Source organism: Lysinibacillus sp. NPDC093216, assembly GCF_050280325.1.
GTDB lineage: Bacteria > Bacillota > Bacilli > Bacillales_A > Planococcaceae > Lysinibacillus.
Genome location: NZ_JBNNVB010000010.1, coordinates 124,038 through 137,740 on the forward strand (window position 1 = coordinate 124,038; position 13,703 = coordinate 137,740).

Sequence of the window (13,703 nt, forward strand, 5' to 3'; positions counted from 1 at the left end):
ATTTTTTAGGGTCGAGGAAATGACGAAAGGTCCTAATCAGTTGTCATCGTTGTATGATTTATACGATAAGGTCAATATTTTAACAAAATATTGCGTTGACGCCATTATCCTCTGAGTGTGTTAGCTGAATAACATCATAATAGACAGTTACTCCAGTAGTGATTGATGTCGTAGTTTAATTATGGTTCATACTTAGACTACTTCAACTATTTGTCTTCATTATACGCGAAGTATATAGGTTATACGAATGTTATGAAAACCAGGTTTCTAGAAAGGTAATCTCTTTGCTAGTTGCATTGACACTTACACGTAAACCGATGGGCATAGCATGCAGGGGATGAGTGTGACAGCAATCAACATCAGCGATAATAGGTATAGTACGTCCATTTAGCTGCTCTAGCAACACATCATAAGGCTTTCTTCCGGTTCCTAAATCATCATATTGTTCATGTTTACCTAAAATAATTGCAGAAGCTTTGTCGAAAATGCCGTGTAGTTTTAACATAGCAAAGTTTTTCTCAACAACCGCAATTGTTTTAGAAGTATCTTCAAGAAGTAAGATATCTCCTTCATTAACGTGAGGGAAGTAAGGTGTTCCAATGAAGCCGTACATCGTATTTATATTTCCACCTATTAAACGACCTTCAGCAATGCCAGGTTGTACGGTAATCCATGAATTATGATGTTGAGTTTTTTCAGTTGTTTTTTCTAACCAGTTTAGCCGGTCATCTGTCCAAATAGGTGGGATTGGCATGGTATAGGGAATTGATAATGAATGTAAAAACAAATCTTTAAAATATTGCTCCGTATAATGGACAAAAGGTGGAAATTCACCAAATGTAGAAGCAACAGAAGGTCCATAAAAGACAGGAACTCCAGTCTTTGCATACATTGCAAGGAGTATAGTGGTCACATCAGACAATCCTATAAGTATTTTTGGATTCTGCTTAAATGCTTCGTAGTCTAGATAGGGCAGCAGACTATTGGCGTTAGTACCACCCATAGTTGGTAAGATCATTTTGATGTGGGGATCACGAAGTAGGGCATTTAGCTCTGCTGCACGTTCTTTCGGTGTACCGGAGCGATAAAAATCTTCTCTTCCAGTTAACGAGCCTTCTTGTATAGTAAAGCCGAGTGCTTGCAGACGTTCCTTGCCTCGTTCATAGCGAGTCTTTGCAATAGTTGTAGCTGGTTTGGAAGGCGAGTAAATGCCAATGGTATCGCCTCTTTTTAATGGGGAAAACATAAAATACCTCTTTCAATTTAAGATAAAAGCTATTATACATGATTTTACAATTTAAAGAGTCGTATACTTGTTTTGACGAAAGAGATGTAAAAAGTAACTGAAATGAATAGTTATAACAGAGCTGAAAATAATAATATTATGTAAACTTTATGCTAGAAACTTGTAAGAGAGTTTAGAATTTAATATGATAGATATGAATTTATGAAATGGGGGCGTTTAAATGTATCGTCATGTAGATGACTTTTTAAATGAGTGGTCAGCATCAGCACAAGGTACTCTTCAAGTATTAAAAGCTATAACAGATGAAAAGCTAGAGCAAAGCATAGTGGAAGGTCATAGCTCACTAGGTTGGTTAGGTTGGCATTTAGTTGGAGCTGCTGGTTATTTCAGTTATTTAGCAGGTTTAAAAGTGCCAATGACTCGACAAGAAGATCCAGTTCCATCTACAGTTGCTGAAATTGTAGCTGCTTATGAAAATGTAGCAAATAGTGTGAAAGAGGAAGCGGCAAAACTATCAAATGAAGACTTGCTGGAGGAAGTAAAAGGCTTCACTGGACCAATAGCTAGAGGTGCATTATTACGTGTAATGGTCGATCATCAAACACATCACCGTGGACAAATGACGGTGCTCCTACGTCAAGCCGGTTTACCAGTACCAGGCGTATTGGGGCCAACAAAGGAAATGCAAAAGTAAACGTAAATAGGCTGGGACAAAACTGTTCAAAACCTTAAGCGCGAGAAATCAATTTTCTCGCGCTTTTTTTTATTTTGCCTTGAAAATATGCTTATGTCTTAAGTGATGCAAATAGTGTCGCTTGAAGGTAGATATCGATATTTTTCGAAAGTTGGGTGATAAATTAAAAAAGTTGGTCAATAAACAATCAAAAGTTCTCGATATATCTTAAAACTGTAGCTAGCTCCTTAAAAATTATTGTCGCTGTCGTTCAGCTCTGGTGCACTTTCGCGACAGAAAAATTTTCTATAAAAAGATATGTTGTAAGAATGAAGAACAATTAAATATAAAGAGAAAATAGGCCAATCTAAATAGGAAATGCCTATTTTTGCTTTGAAATAGAATAGGTAGCTTTTTATAGGCTACTTATTTTTAATTGGATTTCACCTTAGTTAACAAACCATCTAAAAATATTGCAATAAAGCCTTTGCTTTCTTGTAATAAATCAAAATCTTTTCCAAAGACTAACCAGTCATATAATGAACCTCGCATACAACGACTAATGTAAATTACGGTTTGTTGAATATTTATTTGTGCAGATAATTCTCCATCTTTAATAGCCTTTTGTATAAATGAGTTTAAAATTTTATACAATTCTCGTTCAGAATTGGAAAAGAAATTTTCTTCGTTTTCAATTAAGCCACTTTTGTAAACAGAACGCATTAAATCCATTCCTAAATCATCTTTTAAATATTTCATTTGTGCATCAATTAATGAGATGACCTTTTCCTTGAAGCAAAGATTGGCAGGCAGTGTTGCTGTAAATTCCTCGTAAAAGTGATCAATTTCTTTAAATTTTTCTAAGAAAATATCGTATTTAGAAGAGAAATGACCATAAAAAGCACCTTTTGAGCTTTTGCTTTTTTGCACAATTTCATCAACCGTTACTTGATCAAAGCCTTTCGTTTCGAACAATTTAAGTGCTGTTAAATAGATATGTTTTTTCGTTTCTTGAGCCTGCTGTTTTCGTGTCTTTTTCATTTTCTGCATCACCTATTTCCCACGAGATATTCTATTTAACTTTAGCATAATACTCGTTCATGTAATTATATTATTTTCTGAATTGTTAGAAAAAATATTGACAAATAATTGTTTTGCCGATTAATATACAGACTATAGTCTATGAAACAGTTAAAGAGGGGGGATAACATGGATTTAATTGGGAATAGAACATTGCGCTCTGTTTTAAGGGAGAGAATAGAGCAACAACCTGAAAAAAGTTTTATTCGATTTGAGGATAGTAAGGGAAACTATTTTGAAAAAAATTATGGGGATTTTTATCAGGAGGTTATTCGCTTAAGTAATGCACTTCTTAAGCTTGGTATCAAAAAAGGGGATCATGTTGTGTTACATTTACCAAACAATATGGAATTTTTCACAGCATGGTTTGCTTTAGCAGAAATTGGGGGCATTATGGTGCCAACTAACATTTTATCACCAGCAGATGAAATGGAATATATTATTTCTCATTCTGAAGCTGTCCTCATTATTATTGAAGAGGACTATGTCGAAAAGTTTGTCAGTATTAAGTCTAAAACACCGACTATACAAAATATTATTATTACGAGACAACAAAATAGCTCTGAAGGTATCTTATATTTCTCAGAGCTCATTAAAAATGCAAGTGATAACAATGTACATTTCCCAACAGTTTCGTCAGAAGATATTGTGGCATTGCTTTATACATCTGGAACAACATCAAGACCTAAAGGCGTTCAAGTGACACATGCCAATTATATTTACACGGGTGAGTTAATGGCTCGTTCAATAGCTTTAACACCTGAAGATCGAACATTTATTGTCTTACCGCTTTTCCATGGGAATGCCCAATACTATTCAACGATGTCAGCCATCGTGGTAGGGGCAAGCATTGCAGTTACTGAGAAATTTAGTGCTTCACGTTATTTTAAACAAGCAAAGGCATTAGGCGGAACAGTTGGTTCTTTATTTGCTGCTCCTATTCGTATGATTTTAGCAAAAGATTACGAAAAAGAGGCGAAGGATAATCCTTTACGACTTGTCCTTTTTGCACAGACAGTTGCTGAACACCAATTAGTCCAGTTTGAGGAGCAATTTGATGTGAAGTTATTGCAATTGTACGGTTTGACCGAAACAGTGGGGATTCCACTGATAAATCCTCTATTTGGAATACAGAAAAATATGAGCATCGGTAGACCAAGCATTGGTTATGAGGTTCAGCTTGTAGATGAACATGGAATTCCTGTAAATCAAGGGGAGATTGGTCAAATTGCCGTTAAAGGGATACCAGGAAGAACCTTAATGAAAGGCTACTTTAAAAACAAGCAAGCGACAAACGACACTATCAAAGATAACTGGATACTAACTGGAGATAACGCACGAATTGATGAAGATGGTTATTTCTATTTCGTTGATCGAATAAAGGATATGATTAAACGCTCAGGTGAAAATGTGGCAGCGAATGAAGTGGAGAGTGTATTAACAGAGCATCCATTAGTATTTGAAGCAGCCGTCATTGGTGTACCCGATGACATGCGTGATGAAGCTATTAAAGCGTATGTTATTTTACAAGCTGGCGCTACTATAAGTGAAGAGGTATTGATTGCACATTGTCGGGAACGCCTCGCGAAATTTAAAGTGCCAGATAGTATTGAATTTGTGACTGATTTTCCACGTACTCCTGTTGGAAAAATTCAAAAGCATGTTTTACGTAACGCATTTTTAGTTGAAGTGAATGACATAAAAAATTGAATGTAGAGAGAAGGGATTCTATGAAAAATGTGAAGATATTATTAGCAAGTTTAGCAGGATCAGTCATTGAATGGTACGATTTTTATTTGTATGGTACTGCAACGGGATTAGTTTTTACAACGCTTTTTTTCCCTTCGACTAATCCGGCAATCTCGATTTTAATTGCATTTGCTACGTTTGGAGCTGGATATGCAGCTCGTCCAATTGGAAGTTTAATTTTTGGACATATGGGTGATCGTGTCGGAAGGAAAGCCTCGCTTATGCTTACTTTAATAGGAATGGGCGGTAGTTCTTTTTTGATAGGTTTATTACCTACATATGCACAAGTGGGATTACTCGCACCAACGCTTTTAGTAATTTTGCGACTTATTCAAGGGATTGCACTTGGTGGTGAATGGGGAGGTGCCGTGTTACTAGCTACTGAATCGGCTACAAAAGGGGTACGTGGCTTTTTTGGTTCTATTCCACAGCTTGGTGTACCAATCGGTTTAGTTTTAGGAACATTTAGTTTTACACTTATTTCTTCATTAACGACAGAAGCTCAATTTATGGCATGGGGTTGGCGTTTACCATTTCTATTTAGCGCAGTTTTAATAGTACTGGCTATATGGATTCGAAGCGGAATCGAAGAAACACCTGAATTTAAACGTAAAAAAGACAATGGTGAATTAGCTAAATTACCAATTGTCCAAGTCTTCAAATATAACAAAAAAGATATTTTCCGCATTATAGGATTAAAAATAGGGGATGGATTCTTTAATGTGTTTTTAATGTCATTTATTTTAGTGTATGCAACTACGTATATTGGCTACACAAGGGATGTCGCATTGTTTGCACTAACATTAAGCTGTGCAACAATGATTGTAACAATGCCCATTGTTGGATATTTTTCAGATTTTATAGGTCGAAAGAAAATTTATATTGGTGGCCTTATCACAATGTTACTGTTAGCGATTCCATATTTCGTATTGATTCCAATCAATTCAACTTATTTCTTTATGTTGCAAGTCATTTTACTTGGTGTCGTATGGGCAGCCATTTTCGCGACTCAAGGTACGTTTTTCTCTGAATTATTCCCAGCGAATGTTCGCTATACGGGGCTATCCTTTGGCTATCAAATCGCTGCGGCAATCGTCGGATTTGGACCAATGCTATGGACATCTTTAGCAACAGAATACGGGGCATCACCGTATTTATTTGGTGGATTAATGATGGCGGGGCTATTGTTATCACTGCTACTTGCAGTATTTTCACCAGATACACGAATGATCTCTCAATATGAAGAAACTGTCGAGAAGGTACAAGAACATGAACGCATGTCAGATGCTCAAGTGGAAGTAGCAATGACAACTACGTCAAAGTAATAGTTAACATTACAAGTGCGCCTAATAGCTAGACTCATTAATAAAATAACAGGGTTCTCCTTTTTGAATAGGAGAACCCTGTTTTGTTCATTAGTTTAAGCCTTGGCTATCTTTCCACTCTAGGAATTCATCATAAGTTAATAGTTTATCTAAAATTGTGCCGTCTTCACGGATTTCGATCACACGGTTTGCAATTGTTTGGATGAACTGATGGTCATGAGATGTGAAAAGCATCGCACCTTTGAAGCGCATAAGTCCTTCGTTTAGTGCTTGGATTGACTCAAGGTCAAGGTGGTTCGTAGGCTCATCCAGTAAAATAACGTTTGCTGTTGCAAGCATCATTTTTGACAGCATACAACGAACTTTTTCGCCCCCTGATAAAACTGAAGGAGATTTTTTCACTTCTTCACCAGAGAATAGCATACGACCTAGGAATCCGCGTAAGAAGCTTTCAGTTTCATCATCAGGAGAATATTGGCGTAACCATTCCACTAATGATTTCTCTGAACCTTCGAAGTATTTATCGTGATCATTTTCAAAGTAGCTTTGAGAAGTTGTTACGCCCCATTTGAACGTACCAGCATCTGCTTTTCTTTCGTCCATAAGAATATCAAGAAGAGCCGTTTTTGCCATTGGATTACCAAGTAAAATGATTTTATCTTCTTTGTTCATTGAAAAGCGAATATCTTTAAATAGTGTTTCGCCTTCATTGCTTGCTGTAAGGCCATCCACTGTTAACACATCATTACCGATTTCACGTCCAGTTTGGAAGTTGATGAATGGATATTTACGGCTAGAAGGTTTAATGTCGTCAAGCTCGATTTTATCCAGCATTTTTTTACGAGAAGTCGCTTGGCTTGATTTTGAAGCGTTCGCAGAGAAACGAGCAACGAATGCTTGTAGCTCTTTAATCTTTTCTTCTTTCTTCTTGTTTTGGTCTGCCATCATTTTTTGTGCTAATTGGCTAGACTCATACCAGAAGTCATAGTTACCAACATATAATTGGATTTTAGAGAAATCAAGGTCAGCAATATGTGTACATACTTTGTTTAAGAAGTGACGGTCATGGGATACGACAATAACCGTATTTTCAAAGTTAATTAAGAATTCTTCTAACCATTGGATTGCTTTTAAGTCAAGGTGGTTGGTAGGCTCATCTAGTAATAGAACGTCTGGTTTACCAAATAGAGCTTGTGCTAATAATACTTTGACTTTGTCAGAACCTTCAAGGTCAGCCATTAGCATATAGTGAAGCTCGTCGCCAATCCCTAAACCGTTTAATAATGTTGCTGCTTCTGAGTCAGCTTCCCAACCATTTAGGTCAGCGAATTCACCTTCTAATTCAGCAGCACGCATGCCATCCTCATCAGAAAAGTCTTCTTTTGCGTAGATAGCGTCTTTTTCAGCTTTTACTTCCCAAAGACGTTTGTTCCCCATAACAACTGTATCTAATACATTGAATTCATCGTATTCAAAGTGGTTTTGTTTAAGGACAGATAAACGTTCGTCCTTACCCATTGATACGTGACCTTCCTGTGCTTCAATTTCACCAGAAAGAATTTTTAAAAATGTTGATTTACCAGCACCATTTGCCCCGATTAAACCGTAGCAATTTCCCGGTGTGAATTTTATATTTACGTCTTCAAATAGTTTACGATCGCCATAGCGAAGACCTACATTACTTACTTGAATCATGCAAGTTCCTCCTTTTTTCACAATGGCACTAGTATATCATGAAATATGTACCAGAGTCTATAAACATTATTAAATCAACGTTTAACGTTTATGGGTTGTCAGGTGTTTGAGTGGAATAGGGGAGGGGGGATAATGCGATTCGGAAATACGTATCGACAACAAAGTAAGGTTTTAAACGTTTCTAGGGGAAAGAACAGTAAGTAAATGAAATTGATTTATCCCTAATTTATTACCTTTTAATATTTTATTGAAAGGAAGATGCTAAATGTCTAGAAAAATAAAAGAATTGAGAATGGATGATGTTGTTTTTAAGCCTAGCTTACAACCTAAGCAATCAGGAGGTAATACCACCAAACGTAAGCCCGATTCAATCCCAATAGATCAAGCACTTGAAATAGTAAACCGACAAATGCAATTACAAGGGCTAAGACATAAGACTTTGTTGACTTATAACCAGACGATGCAAAAATTTGTAGAGTTTTTAAAAATTGAGACGGTAGATGATATTAATAAAGAAGGATTTATGGATTGGTTAGAATCACTCAGTCATTTAGACAAGACAACTCAACTCAACTCAACTCAAGCTAACAGATTTATGATGAGTTGTACGCATGAACTTCTTGATAAGTTAGAAACTTAAAAGATTATAAAAGAGTATGAAGTGATTAAGTTAGATGAGAAACGTAAGCAACTATTATTTGAGGTGGAAGGATAGAGATATGGATAAAATGGTGGAATATATAAAATTAATTATTACAAAGAAACTATATGGGAAACAATTAGATGCTATTCATGATTACATGAAAGAACTAGAGTTATGGTCAATGTCAGATAAAAGTGGGTTACCAAGTAAACGTGAGGATGTTGATTGGCAGTTGTTTGAACCAAATGTAGTTTAATATTACTTACTAAATTTTATTATAATGACAAACACTTCCTATTAACTTACAATTGTGGGTAGATGGGAGGTGTTATTATGAAAGAAACTAATGAATTCGTATTCTTTTGGGGTAAACAAGATGTATTTTCAAATTTTTATTATTCACCATTCAAGCACCAAAATCAGTTATTCAAATGGAGCGAACAAGCAGTAATGTATCGTAAAGCTAAATTGTTTGGTGCAGAGAAGATTGCTCAACAAATTATCCGTGCACAAACTCCAGACGAATGTAAAAAGTTGGGAAGAAGTCGTCAAATTCCGTTTGATGAGAATATTTGGTCAGAAAATCGGGAGAAGATTTATTACGAAGTGTTGTTAGATAAATTCTCTAGCCCAAAACTCAAATCGATTATTCTTAATACAAAAGATAAAACTATGGTTGAAGCTAGTCCTTACGATAAAATTTGGGGCATCGGAATGGATTGTAATAATCCTAATGCTACAAATCCTTCAAAGTGGAAAGGATTAAACCTTTTAGGTAAAGTACTAGAAAAAGTAAGAGAAGAGCTAAATAAAAGGAATCAATTATAGAAAATACATAACTAAGAAGAAGATTAATTATGGAAAATGGAATTGTTTTTGTACAAAGTGAATTCATGAGAAATGAAAACGTTTATCGTGATGAAGTTTTAGAGAAGGTAAAAGCTGTTTCAATGATTGGTGAGAATTTAGAGGTTACTCTACAAATGGCTGCTGAATATTACGAAGTAAATGTAGAAACAGTTAGATAAGCAGTTAAGCGTAATAGAAATGAGTTTAATGATTACGAAGAACTAAGGTAATAAAGCCACACTCGTAATGAGTTGTGGCTTTTATGCAATATAATTCAATCTAATCGAAAGCTTTCTGATTCTCTTCTGATTCTGTTAAAATCATGCCTAGTCAATAATCCATGTCTGTTTAAAAGTTGTAATGAAGGTAGTGTAGCTAGGTCTGGTACATCTTGTACTAGACCGTTTAACTCCTTTTACACCTTACCTTTCAACAAGGTATAGATTTACACTTACATTAAGATTACAATATTTGTAACTGCGGATGGGAGTGTAAAGTATGTCTAGTGAAAAGAATCCATTTAAAGAATGGATTAAGGAACATGAAAATAAATTATCTTTTATCAAATTTGAGAAAAGGAATTAAAGTTTCTCTTCCCATATCCAAATTGGTTGCTGAAGAACGATGGATGTAAGATTACGGTTGATTCTTTTTGAATTAACTGTCATCTCATTGCTAAGAACGATCACAGTTAACTCCTCGTCATTTAGCCGTGTAACATAATGACGGAAACCGCTCGGATATCCTCCTGGATGTCCAACTGCTTTTTTCCCCATGACATCTTGAGTATACCATCCATAGCCATATTGATTCGGTAACTTTTTAGCATGGGTCGTACTAATCAGTTCTGATGTTTCTTTGTTTATCAATACATTATTACGCAAGGCTCTGTCAAACAGTTCTAAATCTTCAGCAGTAGAAATGATATCCCCAGCTGCGTACGCTGCAGAATTATGTATTAAGGGTCCGATTTTCCCATCTACATGTCCTTCCGCTTTCAGTATGCCAGCGGGAACCGTAAACATAGAATTAAACATGTTGCTCGGTTCAAAAATATATTCTTCTATATAATTTGCATATGACTGTCCGCTGACTTTTTCAGTAATTAGCCCTAACATTACATAGCCAGTATTACTGTAACTAAAGCTTTTACCTGGGGTAAACTCTAATTCAGAATCTTTAATGGTATTTACAATATCATGTGGATTCCATTCTTTGCTGTAGTCAAATTTGAAATCCTTCTTTAGATAATCCGGAATTCCTGAGCTATGACTTAATAGATGACTTATTGTAATAGTCTCTCCATTCGGAAAGTCTGGGAAGTATTGCGAAATTGGATGATCTAAGTTTAGAAGATCCTTTTCTACTAATTGCATGACTGCTACTGCAGTAAATGTTTTAGATAATGAAGCAATCTGATAGAGCGTGCTTGGGCTATTAGGTAAATCAGTGGCTGCCAATCCGTAACCTTTTGTAAATAAAACTTCACCTTCCTTTGCAATTAGGACGGTTCCCTGAAATTTTTCATTTGTCAAATATTGATCAATTTTTTCATATGTATACCTCTCAATCTATTTCTTTATAGCTTATCAACAATTCCTATTATAAGACATAATTTTACAAAACGTACCAAAAGTTGAGGAAAATGTAGTTTTTATCATGTTGCAGATTGTTCGCTAAATAAAATAAAATAAACCGTACTAGTATTACAATCGAATAAATATTTACATATTGATTATGAATTATTTTTCTAAGTTTTTACTGATAAATGCAAGGTTAGGCAGTATACTAATAAAGTAAAAAGGATTACTTCAGTAAAATAAGGTATATTATATTTGTTGAATAGATTCTCTTTAAAGATAAGAAAAGTAGGTGAACAAAGTGGGGAAATATCAATTGGATACCAAAGGTCAGAAGGCTGTGACAAAGTATCATGAAAAAAACAAGCCTGCCAAATTTGATAAAAAGCAGCAACTAGAAAAAATACGTGCTGAGTATTTGAAAAAAAAGCAAAAACAAACAGATAAATAATATGATTGAAAACATAGGAAGAAAATAATTATCAAGACCAAAATCGAAAAAAGTTAAATAAATTAAAGGACCAAACATATTAGTCATATAAAATATGTTTGGTCCTTTTAAATACCTCTTTAAAATATCGAACTTTGTTGTTCTCCATCTGTATACTGATAATAAAGTTGTTTAATTTTTAATAAGGCCATATGGAATATAATAAAGTTATTTAAAAATATTAGCCATGCTATTCAACAAACGGGCCAGATTGTGGAATAACAACTTTTTATGAAAGATTACCAAACGGCGCTTTGGGAAAGCTTAATACCATTGAGAAAACAACCTGAAAATTGGTATAATAAACAATATATCAAAAAAAGTTGGTGTAACGAATGCTGAAAAAAATATTATTTTCAATAACATTTGCTCTTATTGTAATGATTTCTGTTTTTATCATAAATAGAATTTTACCTAATAATGATATACGATTTATTTTAATTGGCATTAGTATTACGATTATTCTCGGGTTTTCTCAATACTTAAGTGAAAAATGGTTTGCTAATAAAGAATAAAATTATCTTAGATACTATGAGTTTGGCGAACCCAACAGCCCCAGTCCAATTTCCTATTAATGATGCAATTTGTTTTTTAGTAATTGCAGCTCCGATAATTCCTCCGATTGCAATAACGCCACCATTTATGAAAGCAAAAGAAATATACAGGCTTAACCTTCCTTATGAAGTAGGACATGGTGATAAGGTGCGCACTATCCTTGTTTTTGTATTGACTTCAACTGGCATGCCCTTGATATGTTGAAAGGGCCTTATAACATTTGATAAAAATCTCTTGCGTCAAATCTTCAGCAAGGGCTGTATCATGTACATATGTATAAGCAAGCTGCAGAATCGCTTGACCATTACCGGTCATTAGCTCCTCAATCACCTGAGCTCGTGATAAGCCGCTTGCTGTTATTGTTTCCTCCATATCGTCCCTCCTTACGTGTTCATTCATTAGACGATTGCCAAATAATACTGGTTTTACTTTTATTATATTAAGGCTGTTTTCGTAAAGATTGTTGTTATTAAAACATAAAGACAGATTAAATCTACAAGATGTGTGGAGAATGAACTCTGTCTTTTTGTTTTGATATTTCGTAAACCGAATTTTTAACTAAAGCACTCAGTTAGTTTAAATATGACTTCTCATAAATTTTTGGATGTTCGTAATAAGTAGTTGATTTTCTTATTATTTACTCATTTTGTTCAGTAAATCATTTTTCTTCTTTATAAGACTCCAAAAGTTCAATTAATGCTGGAACGGCTTCTTCATTCAAAGAATACCTATCATTCATATAAAAGCTTCCTGTATTTGCACTCGCGTAATACCATATATCAATGATTTCTTTCGAGTTATCATCGTATATCACTTCAAGCTTATATAAAGGGCCTTCATCTGTATGAGGTTGTGATAATATAGTGGCATCTTGCATTGCATCTTCAAAAAGTTTTATTTCAGCGGCATTTTCAACTTCTTGTTTATCTAACTTAGCATTTGTTCCTTGTCCAATCACAATTATTTTTTGAATTTCACCTGCAAACTCAAAAGTTTTCTTCTCTTCATTATTACAACCTACAAGAAACAACAAAACGAATATTATAAACATTTTTTTCATTAGATCCCAGACCTCTCAATATTTGTTTAATAGATTAGACTTAAAATCTATTAAAAAGTTACAAACTGCCGAAATTTTCATTTACTGTACATTTCCTTTCAGATATTCATTCAACATAGCGATGAAACCACTGAATCTGCTTAAAAAACATCTAAAAAAAGATGCTTTTTGTTTTGTCTTAATGCTTCAACTGTAAAATAGTTAGATTTTTGACAAGCTGAAATAAGCATTTGCTCTACGCGATTTTCAAATGCTAAGTTTTTATGTATCTCAAGCCAGCGATACCAGTAGAGGTAATTATCCAAATAATACGTACCAACACCTTGAAAACGTTCCATCCATCCTTTCAAACGACGATGGAAGTTATTAACGTGTTGTATGTGGAATATCCCTTTTTTTACTCGTTGATTTTGATTAAGATTAATTGTTTCGTGTTGAAGATTTTTTGCTGCTGCAAATTTTTTATAGTTGGTAGCTGTATCCGTGCATAACAAAGAAGAATGAGCTATATAATCCCCGATAACCATATCAATTTCTTCTGCTTTCACACGACCTCTACCCGCCATCCTCGCAATAATATTGTTATTTCGATCTTGGGCTACAACTACAGCAACTTTCTGATTTGAAATTCCTCGTTTTTCATCCTTTTCTGCTCTTTTTTTTGGTTTACGATGTGTAAATCTACGACCTTTTAAAGATTCACGAAAGAAAGTCTCATCACTTTCAATGATGCCAGATAATTGATTGAAGCCGTGACT

Annotated in this window: 15 protein-coding genes; 8 read left to right on the forward strand and 7 right to left on the reverse strand. The window is 34.7% G+C overall.

The window, feature by feature from the left end:
* Positions 1-250: 250 nt before the first annotated feature.
* Positions 251-1,246 carry a S66 family peptidase gene (locus ACQKOG_RS13515; protein WP_370081481.1) on the reverse strand — a complete coding sequence of 332 codons (996 nt, stop codon included), beginning with the start codon at positions 1,244-1,246 and terminating at the stop codon, positions 251-253.
* A gap of 220 nt (positions 1,247-1,466) precedes the next feature.
* Between ACQKOG_RS13515 and ACQKOG_RS13520 the strand changes: the two genes are divergently transcribed.
* The gene (locus tag ACQKOG_RS13520; RefSeq protein ID WP_370081479.1) at positions 1,467-1,940 is read left to right on the forward strand and encodes a DinB family protein; all 474 of its coding nucleotides are present in this window, start codon (positions 1,467-1,469) and stop codon (positions 1,938-1,940) included.
* Between the two features lie 411 nt (positions 1,941-2,351).
* Here ACQKOG_RS13520 and ACQKOG_RS13525 read toward each other — a convergent pair whose 3' ends face one another.
* Positions 2,352-2,960: a TetR/AcrR family transcriptional regulator gene (locus ACQKOG_RS13525; protein WP_370081477.1), complete on the reverse strand. Its 609-nt coding sequence runs from the start codon at positions 2,958-2,960 to the stop codon at positions 2,352-2,354.
* A gap of 168 nt (positions 2,961-3,128) precedes the next feature.
* Between ACQKOG_RS13525 and ACQKOG_RS13530 the strand changes: the two genes are divergently transcribed.
* Positions 3,129-4,709 (forward strand): AMP-binding protein, encoded by a 1,581-nt coding sequence (locus tag ACQKOG_RS13530; protein ID WP_427446970.1) that lies wholly within the window; start codon positions 3,129-3,131, stop codon positions 4,707-4,709.
* A 20-nt stretch (positions 4,710-4,729) separates the two neighbouring features.
* Positions 4,730-6,073 (forward strand): MFS transporter, encoded by a 1,344-nt coding sequence (locus ACQKOG_RS13535; protein WP_427446972.1) that lies wholly within the window; start codon positions 4,730-4,732, stop codon positions 6,071-6,073.
* A 90-nt stretch (positions 6,074-6,163) separates the two neighbouring features.
* Here ACQKOG_RS13535 and ACQKOG_RS13540 read toward each other — a convergent pair whose 3' ends face one another.
* The gene (locus tag ACQKOG_RS13540; protein WP_370081471.1) at positions 6,164-7,768 is read right to left on the reverse strand and encodes an ABC-F family ATP-binding cassette domain-containing protein; all 1,605 of its coding nucleotides are present in this window, start codon (positions 7,766-7,768) and stop codon (positions 6,164-6,166) included.
* 265 nt (positions 7,769-8,033) lie between these two features.
* Between ACQKOG_RS13540 and ACQKOG_RS13545 the strand changes: the two genes are divergently transcribed.
* The 4 genes from ACQKOG_RS13545 (at position 8,034) to ACQKOG_RS13560 (ending at position 9,439) form a co-directional block, all read left to right on the forward strand.
* Entirely contained in the window at positions 8,034-8,408 is a 375-nt protein-coding gene (locus tag ACQKOG_RS13545) for a hypothetical protein (RefSeq protein WP_427446974.1), read from the forward strand.
* 79 nt (positions 8,409-8,487) lie between these two features.
* Entirely contained in the window at positions 8,488-8,667 is a 180-nt protein-coding gene (locus ACQKOG_RS13550; RefSeq protein WP_370081467.1) for a hypothetical protein, read from the forward strand.
* A gap of 77 nt (positions 8,668-8,744) precedes the next feature.
* Positions 8,745-9,239 (forward strand): NADAR family protein, encoded by a 495-nt coding sequence (locus tag ACQKOG_RS13555; protein ID WP_370081465.1) that lies wholly within the window; start codon positions 8,745-8,747, stop codon positions 9,237-9,239.
* A 29-nt stretch (positions 9,240-9,268) separates the two neighbouring features.
* Complete coding sequence (locus ACQKOG_RS13560; protein WP_370081463.1) at positions 9,269-9,439, forward strand: hypothetical protein; 171 nt, start codon at positions 9,269-9,271, stop codon at positions 9,437-9,439.
* 402 nt (positions 9,440-9,841) lie between these two features.
* Here the strand turns inward: ACQKOG_RS13560 and ACQKOG_RS13565 are convergent, their stop codons facing one another.
* Positions 9,842-10,795: a serine hydrolase domain-containing protein gene (locus tag ACQKOG_RS13565; protein WP_427446977.1), complete on the reverse strand. Its 954-nt coding sequence runs from the start codon at positions 10,793-10,795 to the stop codon at positions 9,842-9,844.
* 346 nt (positions 10,796-11,141) lie between these two features.
* Between ACQKOG_RS13565 and ACQKOG_RS13570 the strand changes: the two genes are divergently transcribed.
* Entirely contained in the window at positions 11,142-11,291 is a 150-nt protein-coding gene (locus ACQKOG_RS13570) for a hypothetical protein (protein WP_402871522.1), read from the forward strand.
* A 771-nt stretch (positions 11,292-12,062) separates the two neighbouring features.
* Here ACQKOG_RS13570 and ACQKOG_RS13575 read toward each other — a convergent pair.
* From ACQKOG_RS13575 to ACQKOG_RS13585, 3 genes are all read right to left on the reverse strand, one after another.
* Positions 12,063-12,257 carry a sigma factor gene (locus tag ACQKOG_RS13575; RefSeq protein WP_370081457.1) on the reverse strand — a complete coding sequence of 65 codons (195 nt, stop codon included), beginning with the start codon at positions 12,255-12,257 and terminating at the stop codon, positions 12,063-12,065.
* Between the two features lie 286 nt (positions 12,258-12,543).
* On the reverse strand, positions 12,544-12,945 hold the full coding sequence (locus ACQKOG_RS13580) for a hypothetical protein (RefSeq protein WP_370081455.1): 402 nt from the start codon (positions 12,943-12,945) through the stop codon (positions 12,544-12,546).
* A gap of 140 nt (positions 12,946-13,085) precedes the next feature.
* Positions 13,086-13,703: IS1595 family transposase (locus ACQKOG_RS13585; RefSeq protein ID WP_427446980.1), on the reverse strand; the 618-nt coding region annotated here is incomplete at its 5' end.

What these genes read in the sequence shown, in the direction of transcription:
- ACQKOG_RS13580 (WP_370081455.1), bottom strand. Translation starts at nt 12,945, where the DNA reads ATGAAAAAAATGTTTATAATATTCGTTTTGTTGTTTCTTGTAGGTTGT.
- ACQKOG_RS13535 (WP_427446972.1), top strand. Translation starts at nt 4,730, where the DNA reads ATGAAAAATGTGAAGATATTATTAGCAAGTTTAGCAGGATCAGTCATT.
- ACQKOG_RS13575 (WP_370081457.1), bottom strand. Translation starts at nt 12,257, where the DNA reads ATGGAGGAAACAATAACAGCAAGCGGCTTATCACGAGCTCAGGTGATT.
- ACQKOG_RS13515 (WP_370081481.1), bottom strand. Translation starts at nt 1,246, where the DNA reads ATGTTTTCCCCATTAAAAAGAGGCGATACCATTGGCATTTACTCGCCT.
- ACQKOG_RS13540 (WP_370081471.1), bottom strand. Translation starts at nt 7,768, where the DNA reads ATGATTCAAGTAAGTAATGTAGGTCTTCGCTATGGCGATCGTAAACTA.
- ACQKOG_RS13560 (WP_370081463.1), top strand. Translation starts at nt 9,269, where the DNA reads ATGGAAAATGGAATTGTTTTTGTACAAAGTGAATTCATGAGAAATGAA.
- ACQKOG_RS13545 (WP_427446974.1), top strand. Translation starts at nt 8,034, where the DNA reads ATGTCTAGAAAAATAAAAGAATTGAGAATGGATGATGTTGTTTTTAAG.
- ACQKOG_RS13555 (WP_370081465.1), top strand. Translation starts at nt 8,745, where the DNA reads ATGAAAGAAACTAATGAATTCGTATTCTTTTGGGGTAAACAAGATGTA.
- ACQKOG_RS13520 (WP_370081479.1), top strand. Translation starts at nt 1,467, where the DNA reads ATGTATCGTCATGTAGATGACTTTTTAAATGAGTGGTCAGCATCAGCA.
- ACQKOG_RS13530 (WP_427446970.1), top strand. Translation starts at nt 3,129, where the DNA reads ATGGATTTAATTGGGAATAGAACATTGCGCTCTGTTTTAAGGGAGAGA.
- ACQKOG_RS13525 (WP_370081477.1), bottom strand. Translation starts at nt 2,960, where the DNA reads ATGAAAAAGACACGAAAACAGCAGGCTCAAGAAACGAAAAAACATATC.
- ACQKOG_RS13550 (WP_370081467.1), top strand. Translation starts at nt 8,488, where the DNA reads ATGGATAAAATGGTGGAATATATAAAATTAATTATTACAAAGAAACTA.